Origin of the sequence: Neobacillus canaveralius, assembly GCF_047237705.1 — a bacterium.
Classification (GTDB): Bacteria; Bacillota; Bacilli; order Bacillales; family Cytobacillaceae; genus Neobacillus; species Neobacillus niacini_K.
The window spans coordinates 3,610,574-3,629,604 of sequence record NZ_JBDFLL010000001.1; the positions used below are offsets into that span (position 1 = coordinate 3,610,574).

Here is a 19,031-nt window from a genome sequence, read left to right on the forward strand (position 1 = left end):
ATATGTATTCTTTCTATATTTTACCTTAAAAAAAGGTTTTGAACTCACAATTGAGTCCAAAACCTTCTATTATTACTTCACTAATGACAAGTCAATTAAACCTTTAATATCACTGCTTGGAATATATCCAGCTTCTTTGCTGATATCTGCCATTTCCTGAATTACGTCTTCATTAACAGCTGTTGTGACAGCTAAACGAGAGAATGCTGCGTCTACTTCCTCTTTATTTAATTCTTTACCAGTAAGATCTTTTAAATGCTTCATGACAACTTCTTTACTCTCTTCAGGATTGTCCTGGATAAATTTTACCGCTTTTTTATGAGCATCTATATACTGCTTTGCTAATTCTTTGTTTTTCAAAAAGTCTGCTCTAGCAGCAACGACAGTATTGGTAGATTCCTTACCCCATGCAAATTCATCCCAGTCTAAAAGGAGTTTACCATTTGCTTGGTTTTCAAGTACATATCCCCAAGGCTCTTGTGTTGCAGCTGCATCCACTTGTTTTTGGATGAATAGAGATGCTGTGTCAGCAGGAGCTGCAGCAAATAAATCAACTGTACCGCCGCTTGTTTTCGCTTTTAAATCTGCGTCTTTTAATGCTTTACGTAACATTACATCCTGGGTGCTTCCAATAACCGGAATCGCTACTTTTTTTCCATCTAAATCTTCTAATTTTTCAACTCCGCTGCCTTCTGATGCTACTAGAACTGCTCCGCCATTTACCGCACCTGAGATTAGGTGGTACTCTTTGTTTTTCACATAGAAGTTAAGTAATGGACCAGGACCTACAGTACCAACATCAATTGCTTTAGTGGCCATCGCTTCCATAAATAGTCCGCCATTAGCAACTGTTTTTGTTTCAATTTTCACATCTTTACCGAAAGCTTCTTCAAAATAACCTTTTTCAAGTGCGACGATTGTTGCGATATGAGTTAGATTTGGAAAATATCCAATCTTAACTGTTTTCGCCTCTCCACCATTGCCATCGCCTTCGCCTTCACCTTCGTTGGATGATTGGGCACAACCGCTTAAAAGTCCAATAAATAAGATCGTGATAAATAGATAAAGCATAGATTTTTTCAACATTTTTTCTCTCCTAGCTATTTTTTTATTAAGCTCTCTTTCGAATACCCCATTTTATTTCTACATTGCATTCAAGTCTTGAAAAAACAACATTATCGACAATTGTCCCGATAATCGCAATGATAATCATGACAGAAATAACTAAATCCATTTGACCGAGTGAACGGCCCATTTCAAGCAATTGCCCAAGTCCGCCGCCCCCACCGAGTAGTTCACCCGCCATTAAGGCGCGCCATGAGAATGCCCAAGCAATCCGCAGACCTGAAATAATTTGCGGAACAGATGCTGGCAGGATAACAGTCCTTAAGAAATGAATACCACTTGAACCATAAACCTTTGCAACACGCTGATAAAGCTGAGGTACATTCTTAAATCCGCTTGTTGCGTTAACCGTCATGGTCCACGTTGCACCAATTGTAACAATAAAAAGAATAGAAAAGTCATTTAAACCAAACCAAATGATTGCTAATGGGAACCAAACAATACTTGGAATTGATTGAAGAGCAGTTACGACAAAACCAAGTGTGTCTTCAACCAGTTTATATCGCCAAATGAAGTACCCTAATATTAATCCCACAATGATTGCAATCGTAAACCCAAGTAGGATACGCCCCATACTTTTACCTATTGCCAGCGTAATTTGTCCACTCATTAAGCCGTTGAAAAGTGTTTCCAATACCTGACTCAGGCTGGGAAACATAAAATCTGGAAGGCTGGAAAATCTAGATGTGACTTCCCATATCACCGCTATCACCGCGATGAAGATGATCCGTCTTAAAGCTGTAGTCATCACCCATTTCCTCCTTCAATACTTTCTCGATTTCTTCCTGTAAAATAGTCAGAATTTTTTGTTCCGTATTTAATGTTACACTGTCTGGTGTAACTCCATCCTTCATTGTAGGAACAGGAATAATCTCTTTGATCCTTCCGGGACGTGTTGCAAAAACCACCACTTCTTCTGAAAGAAGAACTGCTTCCCTAATATTGTGAGTGATAAAGAAGATGGTAACTTTTGTCTTCCTCCAGATATCTAGTAGCTCTTTATGCAGTACCATTCTCGTTTGTTCATCTAGTGCTGAAAAAGGCTCATCCATTAACAGGATGTCAGGCTCCATGACTAACGCTCTAGCGATGGAAACCCTTTGCTTCATGCCGCCCGATAATTCGTGAGGATAGGAATTCACATACTTACTTAGGTGAACCATTTTTAATACATCAAGAGCCTTCGCTTTTGCCTCTTCTTTTGGCATCTTTTTAAGGTTTAGGCCATAGGTTACATTTTCTAAGACAGTCAGCCAAGGAAACAACCCTGCTTCCTGGAAAACTACGACTCTTTCTGGACCTGGTTTCGATACTAACTCTCCATCAACACGGATTTCGCCGCTATCGGCTTTATCAAGCCCTGCGACCAGGTAAAGCAAAGTAGACTTCCCACATCCTGATGGACCAACGATTGAAACAAAGCTTCCTTTTTTAACATTCAAATTTATTCCATCAAGTACTTTTACGTTTTCTTTTCTATCATTTACAAAACTCTTTTGAATCTTTTCTATCGTTAAATACATCTATATTTCACCTCTTTTTAAATCCCCAGTAAATCTATTGGTTTTATTATATTACATACAATAGTTAAGTCAACTATTATTCTCTCATTCTGTAATCTTTTCTATTCATTTTTTACTATTTTTTATATTAACTGAATTTTCTTTAAATATTTTTCTACAAAGGTCCCACAACCCTAATGGATTCCCGTCGTTATTTGCTAGAACGTTGCTATTTCTAATAGAATCTGGTGATTCATGTAGACAAGTTTATTATAGTCTTGGCAGGAGAAACACCCCTCTACCTCAAACTATTAAAGTAGACGAAAAAGCTAGTCTAAGAATTAAGTTGAAAGGTGGTCATAGCTATGAGCCAAGATATTACCCTACAACAAATTGCTGAAGGAGTACCAAAGACACTTTTAAATGCAACCGATAGAGACATTGAGGGCTTCCAAAGAATTATCGAAGAAACCATCAAACTAAGAGAAGCGCATAGAAACCTGCAAAAAATGGTAAAAAGCTTTTCAACTTCCACGATTCAGCGAACGTAAAAATTATATAAAAAAAAGACCCATCTTTTCAAATGGGTGGGTCTAAAATTACCTTTTCAGGAATACATATGAACTTAATAGAATCTATTACTTTTGTAAGGAAGGAACAGTCTGTAAGGTCTCACTATCAATTTTTGTAAGTGATGAATAAAGGTTAAAAGATCTTCTTGAAATAAGGTAGATGTAAACCGGCCCTGACTTGCAGTTAACCTTCTATAGTCATTAAGCAGTCTATCAAGTTCCTGACTGCATACTATGGTTTCTTCACAAGAAAGTCCTTTTTCCATTCCTATTTCTATCATTTCAGCCCTTTTATCATTGATTGCTTCTTCTAAATCTACTATCCTCATAACAAAAACACACCTCTAAACAATATTAATTATCTAGTTGCTTTTATATGTTAGTCATGAAAAGTATTATAGCATGTATTTGAATCTATTAAATCGTTTCGCTAAAACAAGTTAAATTATGACAAAACTAGACGATGTTTAAAATTTCTGAATATTTAATTCAAAAAAAGAGACAGGATTTCTGTCTCTTTTCAGATATTAAGCATGAAAATTTGTGCCATCTGTTGTAGCTTGGACGATTCCTGCACGAATAACGAAATCACCAAAGTGTTCGTCTTGTTCGCGTTCTTTCGCATAACGGGAAAGAATGACACGAAGTTCGCTCAAAATCTCTTCCTCACCGATATTTTCCCGGTACATTTTATTGAGTCGGCTGCCATCGTATGCTGCTCCAAGATACATATTATACTTACCAACTGCCTTACCCATAAATGCTATTTCACCCAGCCCAGGGCGTGCACAGCCGTTTGGACATCCGGTCATCCGAATGGTTATTTCTTTATCCCTAAGACCATTTTCATCTAAAATCTCTTCAATTTTATCAATTAGTTTTGGTAAATAGCGTTCTGCCTCGGCCATAGCTAAACCACAGGTTGGCAGTGCCACACACGCCATGGAACTACGGCGCAGTGCAGAATAATGGCTGCCATCGGTCAAGCCATATTCTTCTATTAATTCACTAATCTTCTTCTTTTTCTGGCTTGAAACATTCGAAATGATTACGTTTTGATTTGCTGTTATACGGAATTCACCTTTATGGACTTTTGCAATTTCTCTCAAGGCGGTCTTCAACTTATAACCATCAAAATCCGCTACACGCCCGTTTTGGATATAAAGAGTATAATGCCATTTACCTTGGACGCCTTTTACCCAGCCATAACGGTCCCCATTATCTTCAAAATGGTACTGTCTTGCTTCCCCAAGGCTCCAGCCTAGGCGATCTTCTAATTCTTCCTTGACGGTTTCTAACCCTAACCGGTCAACGGTGTACTTAAATCGGGCATTTTTACGCTCTGAACGGTTACCATAGTCGCGTTGGATCGTAATAATCTTTTCTGCGACATCCTGAATTTGATCTGGAGTACAGAAACCGATTACTTTGGCAAGTTGCGGGTAGGTCTCCTTATCACCATGAGAACTGCCCATACCTCCTCCAATTGCCACATTAAAACCGACAAGCTTATCATTTTCGACAATTGCAATCAATCCTAGGTCCTGTGAAAAGACATCAATATCATTTGAAGGCGGAACTGCAATACCAATTTTAAATTTACGTGGTAAATATAGCGGTCCATACATCGGTTCAACATCTTCTACTTCCGGCGACCCAGCAACTTTCTCTTCATCAAGCCAAACTTCATGATACGCTCTAGTACGCGGCAATAAGTAATTGCTCAAATGTTTCGCCCATTCATATACTTCCATATGAATCTCTGATTGATATGGGTTTGAACTGCACAAGACGTTACGATTTACATCGCCGCACGCAGCTATTGTATCCAATAGCGTAGCATGAATTTCCTGGATTGTATTTTTCATATTCCATTTCAAAATACCATGCATTTGAAACGTTTGACGAGTGGTCAGTTTTAACGTTCCATTGCCATTTTTGTCAGCTAACTCATCCATAACAAGCCATTGCGAAGGTGTTGTCACGCCCCCAGGCAAGCGGACACGGAGCATGAATTGGTATGCTGGCTCAAGTTTTTGCTTTTGTCGCTCGTTACGTAGATCACGGTCGTCCTGCAGGTAGCTGCCATGGTGCTTCATTAGGCGGTTATCATCGTCTGGAATTCCTGAACTGATTCGGTCCTGCATTACTTCTTTCAGTGTTCCGCGTAAATAGTTACTTTCTCTTTTTATTCGCTCTACATCACTTGGCGCGCCTTCAGGTGCCGTTAAATTTTGCTTCACCATTTTAAGAAAAGTCTCCTTCCACTACTGTATCAATATACATCGCGCTGGTATCGTTTTTGTTGCTGCATATCTGCTAAGTAGGCTTCTGCCTCTTCTCGGCCCAAGCTTCCTTCTTTTTCAATTATTTCAATAAGTGTTTGATGGACGTCATGTGCCATATGTTTTTCGTCACCGCAAATGTAAATGTGAGCACCTTCTTGAAGCCACTGGAACAATTCTTTGCTTTGCTCAAGCATGCGGTGTTGAACATAAACTTTTTCAGCTGTGTCCCTTGAAAAAGCAACATCCATTCTAGTTAGTACACCGTCTTTCAACCATTTTTGCCATTCTGTCTGATAAAGGAAATCCGTTACGAAATGCTGGTCTCCAAAGAACATCCAAGACTTACCTGCGGCCCCTGTTTCCTCGCGCTCTTGCATAAAGGAGCGGAATGGTGCTACACCTGTACCTGGACCTACCATAATAATTGGCGTCTCAGGATTCGCTGGGAGCTTAAAGTTTTCGTTTTGTTGAATGTAGATTGGTACCGTGTCTCCTGGCTGTAATCGTTCTGCTGTAAAAATAGAGCAAACACCTTTACGGTCACGACCGTGCGCGTTGTAACGGACAGCACCTATTGTTAAATGAACTTCATCTGGATTTGCATTTAAGCTGCTTGCAATCGAGTAAAGTCGTGCAGGCATTTTTCTAAGAATCGAAACAAACTCTTGAGGAGAGCTATTAACCGGCCCAAAGTTGCGAACCACATCAAGCAAATCATGTCCTTCAAGATAGGATTTTACTTTATCACTATCATTTAGAAGCTCCAGTAATTCGCTGTTTGCAGTAAGTTCTGCTGCTTTTTGAAGAAGCGGTTTTGTTAATGTTGTAATCTCATAATAGGTTTTTAGCGCATCTTTTAAAGAAAGAACTTCGCCTTGTTTATTAATGGTTACACTTTCTTCTGGGTTCCATTTCAATTCTTCAAGTAGCAGTTCAACCAGTTCAGGATCATTTTCTGGATAGATTCCAAGACTATCCCCTGGTTGGAAGTTAAGCCCAGACCCTTCAAGCGATAATTCCAGATGTCGTGTTTCTTTATTCGATCCGCGACCGTTTAAATTGAGATTATCCAGAACTTCTGCTCTAAACGGATTGGTTCTAGAATAGGTTGATTCTACAGTTTGCGTTGCTGCTGCCTGAGTTAGTGCAGGAATTCCACCCTTTGCTTCACCTAGGCTGCCGATGATTCCTTCAAGCCATTCTGCTGCTGGTTCATCATAATCCAGATCACAGTCGAAACGTGGGTAAAGTCGGGTACCACCTAGCTCCTCCAAACGAGCATCAAATTGTTTGCCTGTTTGACAGAAGAATTCATATGAGCTATCTCCAAGCGATAAGACTGAAAAGTTTAAGTCCTCAAGCTTCGGAGCCCGCTTGCCATGTAAAAACTCATGGAATGTTAGGGCATTATCCGGTGGATCGCCTTCTCCGTGCGTACTTACGATAATAAGTAGATTTTTTACTTTCTTAATATTGTTTGGCTTAAAATCACTCATGGCTGAAACAGTTACTTGGAACCCTTTCCCCTCAAGTGTTGTGCTAGCCTTTTTTGCTAAGCCTCGCGCATTACCTGTTTGTGAACCGTAAAGTATGGTCACTTCTTTTGAAGCTGTCCCCTCAGTGCTTCCTTGCTGGCCAGGTACTCCTAGGATAGAAGCCAATGGCGCAGAGGCTGCTCCTGCAAGATACCCACTCAACCACACTTTTTGAGATTCAGTAAAAGTAGGTAAAAGACGATTAAGGAGTTCCGCCTGCTCCTGATTAAACGGACTGTTCATTACCTGAAGTTGCAACGTTATCCACCTCACTATGGAATATAAACTTTATCATACAGTATTTTTAGAGGCTGTAAGATTATAAATTTGTTAATTTAATGACACAGATTTCTATTGTAATATTTTGTACTGATTGATTCCGCACAATTTTACGTATTCACTACTCACCAAATGCACGTTGAATTACGATATCTTCGATTACGGTATGGTTGCTTAAAGCTTGTGTACAAAGGATTCTTTGACCTTCTTTTTGGCGTGATCGAACGATTTTGTTTATTTCTGCAAACAGGAGACCGGTAAATAGCATATAAGGAACGACGATTACTCGGCCCTTAGCTCCTTCCGATATGGTTTCCAACCCCTCACTTAACTTTGGTTCAGTCGCTGCTAAATAGCAAACGGACACCCTTTCAGGGCCAAGCCTCTCCCCGATACCATCGGCAATCTTAGCAAAGTTTACGTGAACATCCGGGTCACTGCTGCCCACACCAACAATCAATAACCTATCTGCGGGACCCACTTCTCCTGCGGAATCTTTTATTAGCTCAGCGACACCATCCAAAATAACCTCCTGGACGCCAAACGGATTCTTTATTTTTACCGGAATAGTAGGATATTTTGCCATCAAGGGTGACAAGGCCGATGGAATATCCCGTTTTATGTGTCCCGCTGCCAAAAGAAACAGAGGAACGACATCGATTTCCGTTGCACCTTGTTCAACACATTTTTCAAAGCCTTCTTCAATCAGCGGCTCTGTCAACTCCAGGAAACTAAGTTCCTGAATCGGTACATCCATTCGCCCCTTAACCTTGTTAATAAAGGCTCTAATTTCGACCGCACCTTTTTTTGAGCGAGTACCGTGGCCGATATAAAGAATTGCTTTCATACAATGTGCTCCCTTCTGTTGTTACCGGTTTGCTACTGGAATATTAGGTACAATTTCTTCTTGAAACCAATTCAATTTTTTGTGCAATGTCACAACCTCACCAATCACAATCATACTTGGATTGGTAATTTGCTCTCTTTCCACCACTTCTTCAATATTCTCAAGTGTTCCTACCACGATCCTCTGATCACTTAATGTACCCCAATGAATCAGAGCAATCGGAGTCTGTGGTGATTTACCGTTTACGATTAAGTGTTTGGTTATCATCGGAAGATGTGATACGCCCATATACACACAGATTGTATCGACACCCTTTGCCAAATGGGCCCACTGGTGTTCGGCACAGACATCACCAGCCTGATGACCGGTAATAAATGCGAAGCTTTTACTTAAGGAACGATGGGTAACAGGAATTCCTGCATATGCAGAAGCAGCGATTCCAGCTGTAATACCTGGAACAATTTCAAATGGAACATTATGCTTCTGACATTCCTCCGCTTCTTCACCGCCACGTCCGAAAACAAAAGGGTCTCCTCCTTTTAAGCGAACAACCTGGTACCCCTTTTTGGCGTATTTCACCAAGAAATGATTAATGGTTTCCTGTTTCATTGTATGATAATGTGGAAGCTTGCCGCAATAGACAAGTTGTGCTCCCTCTTTCGCATTCTCCAAAAGTTCAGGATTTACCAGCCGATCATAGAGGATGACATCAGCTTGCTTGAGGCAGCGCAATCCCTTTACTGTAATTAAATCTGGATCTCCAGGACCCGCACCTACTAAATAAACCTTGCCAACCATTGATCAACCATCCTTTCTTATTAACTCATGTTAGAGAATGTTCTTTTCTTGGAGGTAACTTAATATTTGATTCACTGCCTCTTCCACTGTTAAAAGGTCAGAACGGACTGTAATTTCTGGAAACTCTGGTGCTTCATAAGGCGAATCAATCCCAGTGAAATCTTTTATTTCCCCGCGTCGAGCCTTTGCATATAACTGCTTAGGATCACGCTTTTCACACTCATCAATAGGACAGTCTACAAAAACCTCAATAAACTCGCCTTCTTCAAAAATAGCTCGTACCTGGTCGCGATCGGAACGGAATGGCGAGATAAATGCCGTCGTAACAACAGCACCGCTATCTACAAACAATTTTGCGACTTCGCCAATTCTTCTGATATTCTCTGTCCGGTCATGGTCAGAAAAACCGAGATCCTTGTTTAAACCGTGGCGGATATTATCACCATCGAGAACATATTCATTAATACCCTGACGGTACAAAGCGCTTGATACGGCGTTTGCAATCGTCGATTTACCAGAACCAGAAAGGCCAGTAAACCATAGTACACAGCTTCCATGACCATTTTGAGCATGACGGTCGGATTTTGAAACGGTACTAGCATGCCAAGTGATATTTGTTGCTTTTGTCATGATTTCTCCTCCTTAGACCGTCGCCTTTTCTTCTTTCATTCCTTCAATCAACACTTCAACAACCTCTTTACGGCTGAATGTGGATGGAGGAAGCTGTCCTGCACGAAGCAATTCTCTGACTTTTGTTCCAGAAAGAATCACTCTGTCTTCATTGCTATGCGGGCAAGTTTTATCAGAAGCCATTCCTTCACACTTTGTGCAATAGAAGCTATGTTCAAAGAATAATGGTTTAATGCCAAGCTCCCCTTCAGGGAATTCACTAAAAATTAATTGAGCATCGTACGTACCATAATAATTACCTACACCTGCATGGTCACGGCCAACAATAAAATGAGTGCAGCCAAAGTTTTTACGAGCAATTGCATGGAAGATCGCTTCTCTTGGGCCAGCATATCTCATCGCTGCTGGATATACACCAAGCTGTACACGTTCTGCCGGGTAGTAATTTTCAAGAAGGACACGATAGCTTTTTAGACGAACATCAGCTGGGATATCGTCAGACTTTGTTTCCCCGACAAGCGGGTTTACGAAAAGTCCATCAACTGTTTCGAGTGCTGCTTTTTGAATGTACTCATGTGCGCGGTGAATTGGATTTCTTGTTTGGAAGCCTACAACTGTTTTCCAGCCTTTTGCTTCAAACAATGCACGTGTTTCCTTTGGCTCAAACCAGACATCACTGAAAACACCTTTTTCTGGTTTTTTAACAAGTGTGATATCCCCAGCCACATAGACAGGGCCTCTTTCATACAGACGCTTTACACCAGGATGAGCTGTTTCAAGCGTTCTATATACCTCAACCGCTTCTTTGTCTAGATTCGGTTCATACCATTCTGAAACGGTAATAACTCCATATACTTCTTTATTGTATACAAGCTTGATTTTCTCCCCTACCTCAAGTGTTGCTGCTGTTTCATAGGAAACAGGAAGTGTAACAGGAATTGACCAAATCGTATTGTCTGCAAGGCGCATGTTCTCCACGACATTTTCATAATCGGCTTTCCCAAGGAAACCGGTTAAGGGACTAAATAACCCAACACCGATTAACTCAAGGTCACTTAAGGCAATGGCGTCGATTTCTAGTTCTTTTACAATGGATGTTACATCATAGTTTGGATCAAATGCTTGGATAAGTTTACCTCCATGAGGTGCTGGTAAAAATGACAACAGAATCAAACCTTTCTTCATTTAATTTACGTTTTTTTTAAAATCCTCTAAATTAGAGATTTATATCAGCGATAAAGAATTTATCGGTGAAATCAAAATGTTTTAGCGAAACTCTATCAAACTACTTTTCTACTGCTTCAGTAACTGGCTGATTTGACTTTTTCATCAAAAACGACACTCCGAATACAGAGATTAAAACGCCTGCCATCGCAACTATTGGATAAAAGTTATGCTCGATTAGCAACTGGATCAGTGTGTAGGAAAGCACCATGGACAGTACAGGTGACACAATCCAAACCGTAAGAAGCTGCACCACTATACCCTTTTTTAGGACAGATTTGCCATGCTTGGCAAAGCCGATGCCGATAATTGACGATGTCGTGATTTGTGTCAGTGGAACAGGAATCCCAAAAACCGAGGCTACAGTAACAATTGCTGCTCCTGTTCCAGAAATAACACAGCCTTCTTCCAGCCGAAGCGTGGTAATTTTTTTACCATTCGTTTCAAGAACACGCTGTCCTAACAGAATGGCACCAGCTGCGACAAAAAGCCCGCCCCAGAAAATCCCAGAACTTGTCGACATAATGTCAGCCCCGACTAGCGGTCCCACAGCGTTGGCGACATTGTTCATCCCCGCTGAGAAAGCTTCAAATAACCCCATACATACGACAAGTACGGATAGGATAGGAATGGCTTTCGGCGCCTCCATCCAGCGTTTCAATGTTTTGATTTTTAATAGATTCGCAGCTAGGATGGCAATCACGAATGCTGCAAAAGGAGTAAGCAGCCAGAAGACCATAATCATTGCTAAGTTACTAACAAATACGGATTGATAAACGATTCCGGCACCTACCACCGATCCAACTGCTACTTCACTCGTCGACAGTGGGATTCCGAATATATTAGCCAAAAACAACGATAGTGCTGCTGAAGCTAATACGATAAGAGCGATAGGTACGGTAAAAGTGCTGTTTGGAACAATTCCGCTGCCAATGGTTTTTACCACTTCGCCACCGCCTAGCCATGCCCCAAAGAATACGGTAACACCGCACATTAACAATGCCAATCTCTTCTTTACTACCCCTGCTCCATAAGATATCCCCATTGAAGCAGCTGCACCGCTAGCTCCAATATTGACTGCAAAAAACAAACCAATTATTACTGCTATAACTGTGAGCAATCTAAAAGCCCCCTTTTAGGATGTGTGTAAGCCACACTCCGTCTTGCCGCTTCCCGACCAGCGTCCTGCACGTGAATCACCATCTGCACTAACAGGCTGTGTACAAGGAAAACAGCCGATACTAGGGTAATTTTGATCATGCAAGGTATTGTAAGGGAGGTCTTTTTCCTTGATATAGGCCCAAACTTCGTCCCATGTCCAGTGAATGAGCGGACAGATTTTAATGTTCTGAAACTTATCATCTTTATTTAAAAATTGAGTGTTTGCTCTTGTTGGTGATTGTTCCCTTCGAAGCCCTGAGATCCAAGCTTGTTTCGCCGTCAGCGTCTCCCTTAATGGAATGACTTTACGGATATTACAGCATTGGTTAGGCTCCCTCTTCCATAGTGCTGACCCATATTGCTCGCGTTGCTCATCTAATGTCAGCTTTGGCAGTTTTCGCTCTATATTTAATGAAGGGAAACGCTCTTCGATTTTGTTAATAACCTCATATGTTTCCGGAAAGTGTAAGCCTGTATCTAGGAAAACGATATGCGCGTCTGGCTTAACCTGCTGGATGAGATCGATTAATACGATTGCCTCTGCACCAAAACTGGATGCATAGACAATTTGGTCTTCTGCATAAGAGTTGTATGCCCACTCCAATACCGATTTTGCTCCTTTTGTTTTATCCTCAATAGAGAATTGATCGGATATTTCACTCCAGTTTTCATATGTTACCGTTGTAGCCATTCCTATAAACCTCCTCTGTTTATCAAAAAAGCCTTCCCAAAAAGGAAAGGCATCTCACGATTGTTTAACGCCTTATCTCCCAAAATGAAGACCATTTTGCTGGAATTAGCACCTTGCACAGCAGGTTGCCGGGCTTCATAGGACCAGTCCCTCAGCCTCTCTTGATAAGTATTTGTAATTGATGAAATTAATCCTACCATACCAATAGGTTTTATGTAAATGAAAAAATATAAAATTTAGAAAAATTAATTTGTCTCTATTTTAGCCCAATAAAAAATTAAGCGTCCTAGACGGATATTTCGTCCAGAACGCTCACGTTACGTAGTAATATTTTCAGGCTGACTTACTTTCCATTTTTCTAATTGAGTTAAACCTCGTTGTTCGTTTAGTTGTTTTTTAGCTATCTCTATACCTTCTCCTATATCATTGACGACACCGAACAGGTAATAGCGGATGCCGGTGTTAAAAAGCACTTGATTGTAAAATAGCTGTAATGATTTGGATTGTTCCCCACTGAGAATCGCCAGCGTAATGTCAGACTGTTCTTGTGCAGACAGCTTGGTATCCTTATCTAACTCTTGCACCAACAGCCCATTTCCTCTGGTTTGACAATCGATGATTCGATTTTATTGTCTGTAATTTTATAAATAAAGCTGTTGCGGTGAACAGGCAAATCCTCAGAACCTTCCATTCCTTGAACCACATAAACATTTTTAAAGGAAAGCTCTTTAAAAATAGGGGCAATTTTGTTAATCGCTGTCCGATGATAAGCACCCATCATAAGTGATTCTGCATTCGCTAAATTTAATAACTTCTCTACTGTATTAAAAAGAGTTCTTACCCCCAGCTCTTTGCGAATCCCCCTCAGCTTTCCTAAACTAGGGCAATATTCCTCTGTGTTTGCAAATGCAATTCCTGCTTCTTGAATTGTTTTCACCAATCTTTGTGGCGGTTGAGAAACATTTAGACCTAAATGTATAAGTATATCCTTAAGCGCTATTCCATATTTCGGCGGCAGTGAATCGCTGCCATGTAAAAACACTGGAAACCCGTATTCAGCCATCAAAATGGCTGTTGGTATACTTCCTGTAAAAGAATTCCTTCCATTATACGGACTGGCCAGATCAATAATTGACTGGTTTGACGGCTCTAGTTTATTACTAACATCCTGATAGGCATGCACAAATGCGAGCAATTCCTCCGGCGATTCCGTTTTCAAGCGGAGCGCAATCAGATATGCTGCAATTTGCGCATCTGTTGCCTTGCCGCTAATAATCGTTTGAGCGACTTCTTTTGTTTGTTGATAATCTAAGTCTTTGGACCCTCTTTTTCCTCTTGCGACCTCTTTAAGCCATTGTTGCATAGCTTTCCGCCTTCCCCTCTTCCTCTAGTAAACTTATTTTATCACGGAAGGTGACAACTTCTCCAACAACGATCATAGCAGGATTTTGAATACCTTCTTTTTCAACCACACCGACAATTGAGCTAAGTGTCCCTGTAACCGTTCGCTGCGCTAACGTTGTTCCTTGCTGAATGACCGCAACAGGGGTATTTTCCTTTTTTCCATGCTTCAGTAATTCCTCGCAAATATAAGGTAGATTTGTGATCCCCATATAAATCGCCAGCGTATCAACTGCAGTTGCGAGACTTTTCCAATTAATATCGGTTGGTTTCCCCGTCGACTTATGCCCCGTGACGATAGCAAAAGAACTGCTTAATTCTCGGTGTGTAATTGGAATTCCAGCATAGACAGGGGCGGCTATACCTGCTGTTATACCTGGAACTACTTCCACTTGAAGCCCCTTTGCCACCAAGGCTTCCACCTCCTCCGCTCCGCGTCCAAATACGAAAGGATCACCGCCTTTTAATCGCACAACGTTTTTCCCTTGTTTGGTGTACTTCACTAACAGATGGTTGATTGTTTCTTGCTGTAATGTATGATAATTTGGTTGTTTCCCACAATAAATAAGCTGGCAATTCGTTTTTGCTTCCTTTAACAGTTCCGGATTAACCAAACGGTCATATAGAATAACTTCTGCATTCTGGATACATCTTAATGCCTTTACCGTTATTAATTCCGGGTCACCCGGACCTGCTCCAACAATATACGCTTTTCCCATAACCATCGCTCCTTCTTATCGCTGTGTACTCGATACTGCTGCTTTTGTTCTGGGCATTTCCAAAACCATTCTCGATTCTTGTTTCCCGTGTGTATAATAAAGTGCGAATCCGGTAAAAAGAGCCCCACTGACTAAATTCCCAATTAGCACAGGTATTTGATTCCACAGCCACCAATCAGCTATGCTAATATCTGCGCCAAGAATCATGCCTGCTGGGATGACAAACATATTGACCACTCCGTGCTCAAAGCCTTGGGCAAAGAAAATTACTATTGGCAGCCACATTGCCGCAATTTTTCCAATTACGGACTTTGTCGTCATTGCCATTACAACACCAAGTGTCACCATCCAATTACAGAGCATCGCTTTTACAAATACGACGAGCAACCCTTCTGAACCGAGACTTTTGTACCCCAGCGTTTTCGTTTCTGCCACTGCAAGGATTTTTGCTGCAACTGCATGATTGGTGACCTGACCGAGCTGTGTAACTGCTACTATATATAAAATGGCGTAAAAAACAGCTCCAATTACATGACCAACAATGACCCAAAACCAATTCTTTAACATCTCGGTTCCTGTTGCTTTTTTCGCCATTACTGCAACGGGAATGAGAGCAAAACTTCCGGTAACTAATTCCAATCCAAGGAGAATAATAATGACAAATGCAGCAGGAAAAAGTAATGCCCCGACAATCCCTAGTCCTGTTTGGATCTCAGCTGTAAAAGCCAATGTTGTGCCAAATCCGAGCAACGCTCCACTTAGTGCACCCCTGATGAGCAGATCTTTAACAGGTAATTTCGCCTTTACTTTTCCTGCTTGAATCATACTTTCCACTACTTGATTTGGACTTATTATCGACATCTTTTCACCTCCTCATTTTAATGGGTCTGTTTCCTCATCGTTCACTTTGGACTTTTCTTGGTGACCCTAACCCTTCTCTCTCTTTTGGTTCAGTCGCTATGAACCTCTTATAGTTACCCAAACCGCAAGCTCTCTTCGATTTCGGTCACTATAAACCTCCTATAGTTACCCAAACCACTACCTCTCCTCGAATTCGGTCACTATAAACCTCCTATAGTTAACCAAACCACTACCTCTCCTCGAATTCGGTCACTATAAACCTCCTATAGTTACCCAAACCACTATCTCTCCTCGATTTCGGTCACTATAAACCTCTTATAGTGACCGAAACCACAATTTCCACGCTTACACAGTCACTATAAACCTCTTATAGTGACCGAATCCACAATTTCCACGCTTACACGGTCACTATAAACCTCTTATAGTGACCGAAACCACAATTTCCACGCTTACACGGTCACTATAAACCTCTTATAGTGACCGAATCCACAACTTCCACGCTTACACGGTCACTATAAACCTCTTATAGTGACCGAAACCACAATCTCCACGCTTACCCGGTCACTATGAACCTATCGAAAGAGGAACCTACATCCCCTTCTATTCTCTGATTAAGACAAATACTTGACCATCCTTAACCTCCACTGGATATGTCTGAACGCACCCTACATCCGGTGACTGAACCTTGCCGTCTTTAACGCTTATTTTCCAATCGTGCATAGGGCAAAATACATATTCACCACTGAGTATTCCTTCCGCGAGAACGCCGCCTTTATGGGGACAACGGTTCTCAATGGCTCGTATATCGCCATTTTCTGTTTTAAAAACGGCGATTTCCTTATTGCCGACGATGACTGTTTTTCCCAACTTTTGTGGTAATTCCGCTACTTCCCCGATGAAGACGCTGCGTAATGTTTTTTCCATAAGATCCACTCCACTCCCCATTATTTCGTTTCTACTGGTACCTTTACATTTTGATATAAGTCTCTTAAAAGGTTCTTATTATTAATCGCTTCTTTCCATGGATCTTTAACCACAGACAGTGCCTCATCAATTCGATTATTGTATTCCTTCACCATTAATTCATCAGAGAGTACCTCTCTAATATGGTCTATTCCTAAGCGCTCCACCCATGCTGAAGTCCTTTCCAGGTATTTAGCACTTTCACGATAATATTGAAGGAATGCACCAATCATCTCGACCAACTCATCACCTGATTTGAACTTAAACAACAAATCCGCTTCACGCAGATGAGTCCCGCCATTGCCGCCGACATACATTTCCCAAGCACCTTCCACACCGACAACTCCGACATCTTTAATTCCGCTTTCTGCACAGTTACGCGGACAAGCTGACACTGCCATTTTCAATTTATGAGGAGTGTTTAAGCCTTCGAACTTCCTTTCTAGTCGAATTCCCATTCCAATAGAATCCTGTGTTCCAAATCGGCAGAAACTTTCACCTACACAGGTTTTTACTGTGCGAAGTCCTTTAGAATAAGCAGACCCAGATGGCATATCAAGCTCTGCCCAAATCTTTGGCAGGTCTTCTTTATAGACACCTAGTAAATCGATTCGTTGTCCGCCCGTAACCTTTATCATGCCAACTTTATATTTATCGGCAACATCGGCAATTTTTCGTAAGTCATCAGAGGTTGTAACGCCGCCATACATTCTAGGAACAACGGAGTAGGTACCGTCCTTTTGGATATTCGCATGCATTCTTTCATTGACATATCTGGCTTCGTGCTCGTCTTGATATTTTAGTGGATTAATCATTCCTAAGTAATAATTTAGAGCCGGTTTACATTTTGAACATCCATCTGACTCCCACTCCAGCACGTTCATTACCTCGCGAATATGAGTGAGACCCTTTTCACGAATTTCGGCAATTACTTCATCTCTTGATAATGTGGTACAGCCGCAGATTGCTTCCTTTTGGTCCGTCTGGTATTGGTCACCAAGTGTACAAGAGAGTAAATCTGAGACAAGTGACCTGCAACCCCCACATGAACGGGAAGCGTTCGTACACCCTTTCACCTGATCAACCGTCGTTAATCCATTTGCTTTTATTGCCTCTACAATACTTCCTTTGGTGACACCATTACAGCCGCAAATAATCTCTTCATTAGACATGTTTGCTACTAAATCAACCTCAGAATTAGCACTTTGAGATGACTCTAAATACTCCTCAATCAGTGCCCCTTTTTTGATAAAATCGAATAACTTATTTCCATCCTTTGTATCACCAAACAGGACAGCACCTGCAATTTTTCCGTTTTCAATGAGTACTTTCTTATAAGTACCATTCCAATCGTCGTACATTTTATATACTTTGGTACTCTCATCTTCATTGATTTTTCCTGCAGAGAAAACATCGACACCAGACACTTTTAATTGGGTTGATAATACCGAACCTTGGTAGCCTTTATCTTGTATCCCGCAGAGTCTTTTCGCTAATACTTGTCCTTGCTGATATAGCGGCGCAACTAATCCGTAGGCAATTCCGCGGTGCTCGGCACATTCCCCTACCGCAAACACATTTGGAATATCTGTCTCTAAATAATCATTCACAAGGATACCTCGGTTAACAGGTATACCCGCTTCTTGTGCCAACGCGACATTCGGTTTAATCCCAACCGCCATCACGACCAAATCTGCTTTAATTCTGCTGCCATCCGAAAACTTTAATCCTGTGACATGTTTTCTGCCGGTAATTTCTGCAGTATTTTTTTGTAAAATAAAATTCATTCCCTGTTTTTCTAGTTCTGTTTGTAGCAATTTACCTGCCGTTTTATCTAACTGACGCTCCATTAAATAATCGAAAATATGAATGACATCTACCTCCATTCCGAGGTTAAGAAGGCCCCTTGCTGCTTCCAATCCAAGTAAGCCTCCGCCGATGACCGCTGCTTTTTTGTATGTTTTTGAATATTCAATCATCTCTTCGCAGTCTTTAATATTACGAAACGCCTTTACCCCTTCCTTATCTGCCCCTGGTAATGGAAGCATGAATGGGTTAGAGCCTGTGGCAATGATCAACTGATCATAGGACTCAATTCGCCCTTTATCGGTACTCACAGTTTGGTTTGTTGTATTAACGGATGTTACCGTCTCTCCAGGATAAAAACGGATCTTGTTATCTTCGTACCATTCCCAGTCATTTAAGGTAATGTCACTTACTGAAGTACCACCCTGCAGGACCTTTGATAACTGAATTCGATTATAATTTGGATAGGGCTCAGTGCCAAAAATAGTAACTTCAAATCCCTCTGGGTTGATTTTCAACACTTCTTCTATCGCTCTGACTCCTGCCATTCCATTTCCTATAAGTACTAGCTTTTGTTTTATCATGTGAGCACCTTCCTTATTCGTTTTGAATTGTCTGAATTATTTATA

The 19,031-nt window shown here is 41.1% G+C and carries 19 protein-coding genes and 1 riboswitch; of the genes, 1 reads left to right on the forward strand and 18 read right to left on the reverse strand.

Annotated elements, in window-relative coordinates; translation table 11 throughout:
• Positions 1 to 72 precede the first annotated feature (72 nt).
• From ABC255_RS18140 to ABC255_RS18150, 3 genes are read right to left on the reverse strand one after another with little or no spacing between them, the layout of a single operon-like run.
• Complete coding sequence (locus ABC255_RS18140) at positions 73 to 1,086, reverse strand: aliphatic sulfonate ABC transporter substrate-binding protein (RefSeq protein WP_412995657.1); 1,014 nt, start codon at positions 1,084 to 1,086, stop codon at positions 73 to 75.
• Between the two features lie 25 nt (positions 1,087 to 1,111).
• Entirely contained in the window at positions 1,112 to 1,873 is a 762-nt protein-coding gene (locus tag ABC255_RS18145) for an ABC transporter permease (RefSeq protein WP_412995659.1), read from the reverse strand.
• Positions 1,806 to 2,648, reverse strand: a complete 843-nt coding sequence (locus ABC255_RS18150; protein WP_412995661.1) for an ABC transporter ATP-binding protein — start codon at positions 2,646 to 2,648, stop codon at positions 1,806 to 1,808. Before ABC255_RS18150 ends, ABC255_RS18145 begins: the two co-directional genes overlap by 68 nt.
• Before the next feature lie 344 nt (positions 2,649 to 2,992).
• Between ABC255_RS18150 and ABC255_RS18155 the strand changes: the two genes are divergently transcribed.
• The gene (locus tag ABC255_RS18155) at positions 2,993 to 3,178 is read left to right on the forward strand and encodes a hypothetical protein (protein ID WP_335534282.1); all 186 of its coding nucleotides are present in this window, start codon (positions 2,993 to 2,995) and stop codon (positions 3,176 to 3,178) included.
• A 74-nt stretch (positions 3,179 to 3,252) separates the two neighbouring features.
• Here the strand turns inward: ABC255_RS18155 and ABC255_RS18160 are convergent, their stop codons facing one another.
• The 15 genes from ABC255_RS18160 to nirB form a co-directional block, all read right to left on the reverse strand.
• Positions 3,253 to 3,528, reverse strand: a complete 276-nt coding sequence (locus ABC255_RS18160; protein WP_412995663.1) for a Spo0E family sporulation regulatory protein-aspartic acid phosphatase — start codon at positions 3,526 to 3,528, stop codon at positions 3,253 to 3,255.
• Positions 3,529 to 3,726: 198 nt separating this feature from the next.
• Complete coding sequence (gene cysI, locus ABC255_RS18165) at positions 3,727 to 5,445, reverse strand: assimilatory sulfite reductase (NADPH) hemoprotein subunit (protein WP_412995665.1); 1,719 nt, start codon at positions 5,443 to 5,445, stop codon at positions 3,727 to 3,729.
• Positions 5,446 to 5,474: 29 nt separating this feature from the next.
• Positions 5,475 to 7,280 (reverse strand): assimilatory sulfite reductase (NADPH) flavoprotein subunit, encoded by a 1,806-nt coding sequence (locus ABC255_RS18170; protein ID WP_412995667.1) that lies wholly within the window; start codon positions 7,278 to 7,280, stop codon positions 5,475 to 5,477.
• Between the two features lie 142 nt (positions 7,281 to 7,422).
• Positions 7,423 to 8,148 (reverse strand): sirohydrochlorin chelatase, encoded by a 726-nt coding sequence (locus tag ABC255_RS18175; protein WP_412995669.1) that lies wholly within the window; start codon positions 8,146 to 8,148, stop codon positions 7,423 to 7,425.
• A 21-nt stretch (positions 8,149 to 8,169) separates the two neighbouring features.
• Positions 8,170 to 8,946, reverse strand: a complete 777-nt coding sequence (cobA, locus tag ABC255_RS18180; RefSeq protein ID WP_412995671.1) for a uroporphyrinogen-III C-methyltransferase — start codon at positions 8,944 to 8,946, stop codon at positions 8,170 to 8,172.
• A gap of 30 nt (positions 8,947 to 8,976) precedes the next feature.
• Positions 8,977 to 9,576 carry an adenylyl-sulfate kinase gene (cysC, locus tag ABC255_RS18185; protein ID WP_307195855.1) on the reverse strand — a complete coding sequence of 200 codons (600 nt, stop codon included), beginning with the start codon at positions 9,574 to 9,576 and terminating at the stop codon, positions 8,977 to 8,979.
• 12 nt (positions 9,577 to 9,588) lie between these two features.
• Complete coding sequence (gene sat / locus ABC255_RS18190; RefSeq protein WP_412995673.1) at positions 9,589 to 10,761, reverse strand: sulfate adenylyltransferase; 1,173 nt, start codon at positions 10,759 to 10,761, stop codon at positions 9,589 to 9,591.
• 100 nt (positions 10,762 to 10,861) lie between these two features.
• Positions 10,862 to 11,920 (reverse strand): sulfate permease, encoded by a 1,059-nt coding sequence (cysP, locus tag ABC255_RS18195; RefSeq protein ID WP_412995675.1) that lies wholly within the window; start codon positions 11,918 to 11,920, stop codon positions 10,862 to 10,864.
• Positions 11,921 to 11,935: 15 nt separating this feature from the next.
• Entirely contained in the window at positions 11,936 to 12,652 is a 717-nt protein-coding gene (locus tag ABC255_RS18200; RefSeq protein ID WP_412995677.1) for a phosphoadenylyl-sulfate reductase, read from the reverse strand.
• Positions 12,653 to 12,721: 69 nt separating this feature from the next.
• Positions 12,722 to 12,823, reverse strand: a riboswitch (SAM riboswitch).
• Positions 12,824 to 12,969: 146 nt separating this feature from the next.
• Positions 12,970 to 13,239, reverse strand: a complete 270-nt coding sequence (locus ABC255_RS18205; protein WP_412995679.1) for a transferase — start codon at positions 13,237 to 13,239, stop codon at positions 12,970 to 12,972.
• The gene (locus ABC255_RS18210) at positions 13,224 to 14,015 is read right to left on the reverse strand and encodes an anthranilate phosphoribosyltransferase (RefSeq protein WP_412995681.1); all 792 of its coding nucleotides are present in this window, start codon (positions 14,013 to 14,015) and stop codon (positions 13,224 to 13,226) included. The genes ABC255_RS18205 and ABC255_RS18210 overlap by 16 nt, the downstream gene beginning before the upstream one ends.
• Positions 13,999 to 14,772, reverse strand: coding sequence for a uroporphyrinogen-III C-methyltransferase (gene cobA, locus ABC255_RS18215; protein ID WP_412995683.1), 774 nt, complete (start codon positions 14,770 to 14,772; stop codon positions 13,999 to 14,001). Before cobA (ABC255_RS18215) ends, ABC255_RS18210 begins: the two co-directional genes overlap by 17 nt.
• A 15-nt stretch (positions 14,773 to 14,787) precedes the next feature.
• Positions 14,788 to 15,633 (reverse strand): formate/nitrite transporter family protein, encoded by an 846-nt coding sequence (locus ABC255_RS18220; protein ID WP_412995685.1) that lies wholly within the window; start codon positions 15,631 to 15,633, stop codon positions 14,788 to 14,790.
• Positions 15,634 to 16,233: 600 nt separating this feature from the next.
• Positions 16,234 to 16,557, reverse strand: a complete 324-nt coding sequence (gene nirD / locus ABC255_RS18225) for a nitrite reductase small subunit NirD (protein WP_412998583.1) — start codon at positions 16,555 to 16,557, stop codon at positions 16,234 to 16,236.
• Positions 16,558 to 16,577: 20 nt separating this feature from the next.
• Complete coding sequence (gene nirB / locus ABC255_RS18230) at positions 16,578 to 18,986, reverse strand: nitrite reductase large subunit NirB (RefSeq protein WP_412995687.1); 2,409 nt, start codon at positions 18,984 to 18,986, stop codon at positions 16,578 to 16,580.
• Positions 18,987 to 19,031 lie beyond the last annotated feature (45 nt).

Excerpts from the sequence above, each read along its gene's own strand:
- ABC255_RS18200 (WP_412995677.1), bottom strand. The coding sequence starts at position 12,652 with ATGGCTACAACGGTAACATATGAAAACTGGAGTGAAATATCCGATCAA.
- ABC255_RS18155 (WP_335534282.1), top strand. The coding sequence starts at position 2,993 with ATGAGCCAAGATATTACCCTACAACAAATTGCTGAAGGAGTACCAAAG.
- ABC255_RS18140 (WP_412995657.1), bottom strand. The coding sequence starts at position 1,086 with ATGTTGAAAAAATCTATGCTTTATCTATTTATCACGATCTTATTTATT.
- ABC255_RS18150 (WP_412995661.1), bottom strand. The coding sequence starts at position 2,648 with ATGTATTTAACGATAGAAAAGATTCAAAAGAGTTTTGTAAATGATAGA.
- cysC (WP_307195855.1), bottom strand. The coding sequence starts at position 9,576 with ATGACAAAAGCAACAAATATCACTTGGCATGCTAGTACCGTTTCAAAA.
- ABC255_RS18145 (WP_412995659.1), bottom strand. The coding sequence starts at position 1,873 with ATGACTACAGCTTTAAGACGGATCATCTTCATCGCGGTGATAGCGGTG.
- sat (WP_412995673.1), bottom strand. The coding sequence starts at position 10,761 with ATGAAGAAAGGTTTGATTCTGTTGTCATTTTTACCAGCACCTCATGGA.
- nirB (WP_412995687.1), bottom strand. The coding sequence starts at position 18,986 with ATGATAAAACAAAAGCTAGTACTTATAGGAAATGGAATGGCAGGAGTC.
- cysI (WP_412995665.1), bottom strand. The coding sequence starts at position 5,445 with ATGGTGAAGCAAAATTTAACGGCACCTGAAGGCGCGCCAAGTGATGTA.
- ABC255_RS18220 (WP_412995685.1), bottom strand. The coding sequence starts at position 15,633 with ATGTCGATAATAAGTCCAAATCAAGTAGTGGAAAGTATGATTCAAGCA.
- ABC255_RS18175 (WP_412995669.1), bottom strand. The coding sequence starts at position 8,148 with ATGAAAGCAATTCTTTATATCGGCCACGGTACTCGCTCAAAAAAAGGT.
- ABC255_RS18160 (WP_412995663.1), bottom strand. The coding sequence starts at position 3,528 with ATGAGGATAGTAGATTTAGAAGAAGCAATCAATGATAAAAGGGCTGAA.
- cobA (WP_412995671.1), bottom strand. The coding sequence starts at position 8,946 with ATGGTTGGCAAGGTTTATTTAGTAGGTGCGGGTCCTGGAGATCCAGAT.
- ABC255_RS18210 (WP_412995681.1), bottom strand. The coding sequence starts at position 14,015 with ATGCAACAATGGCTTAAAGAGGTCGCAAGAGGAAAAAGAGGGTCCAAA.
- cobA (WP_412995683.1), bottom strand. The coding sequence starts at position 14,772 with ATGGGAAAAGCGTATATTGTTGGAGCAGGTCCGGGTGACCCGGAATTA.
- nirD (WP_412998583.1), bottom strand. The coding sequence starts at position 16,557 with ATGGAAAAAACATTACGCAGCGTCTTCATCGGGGAAGTAGCGGAATTA.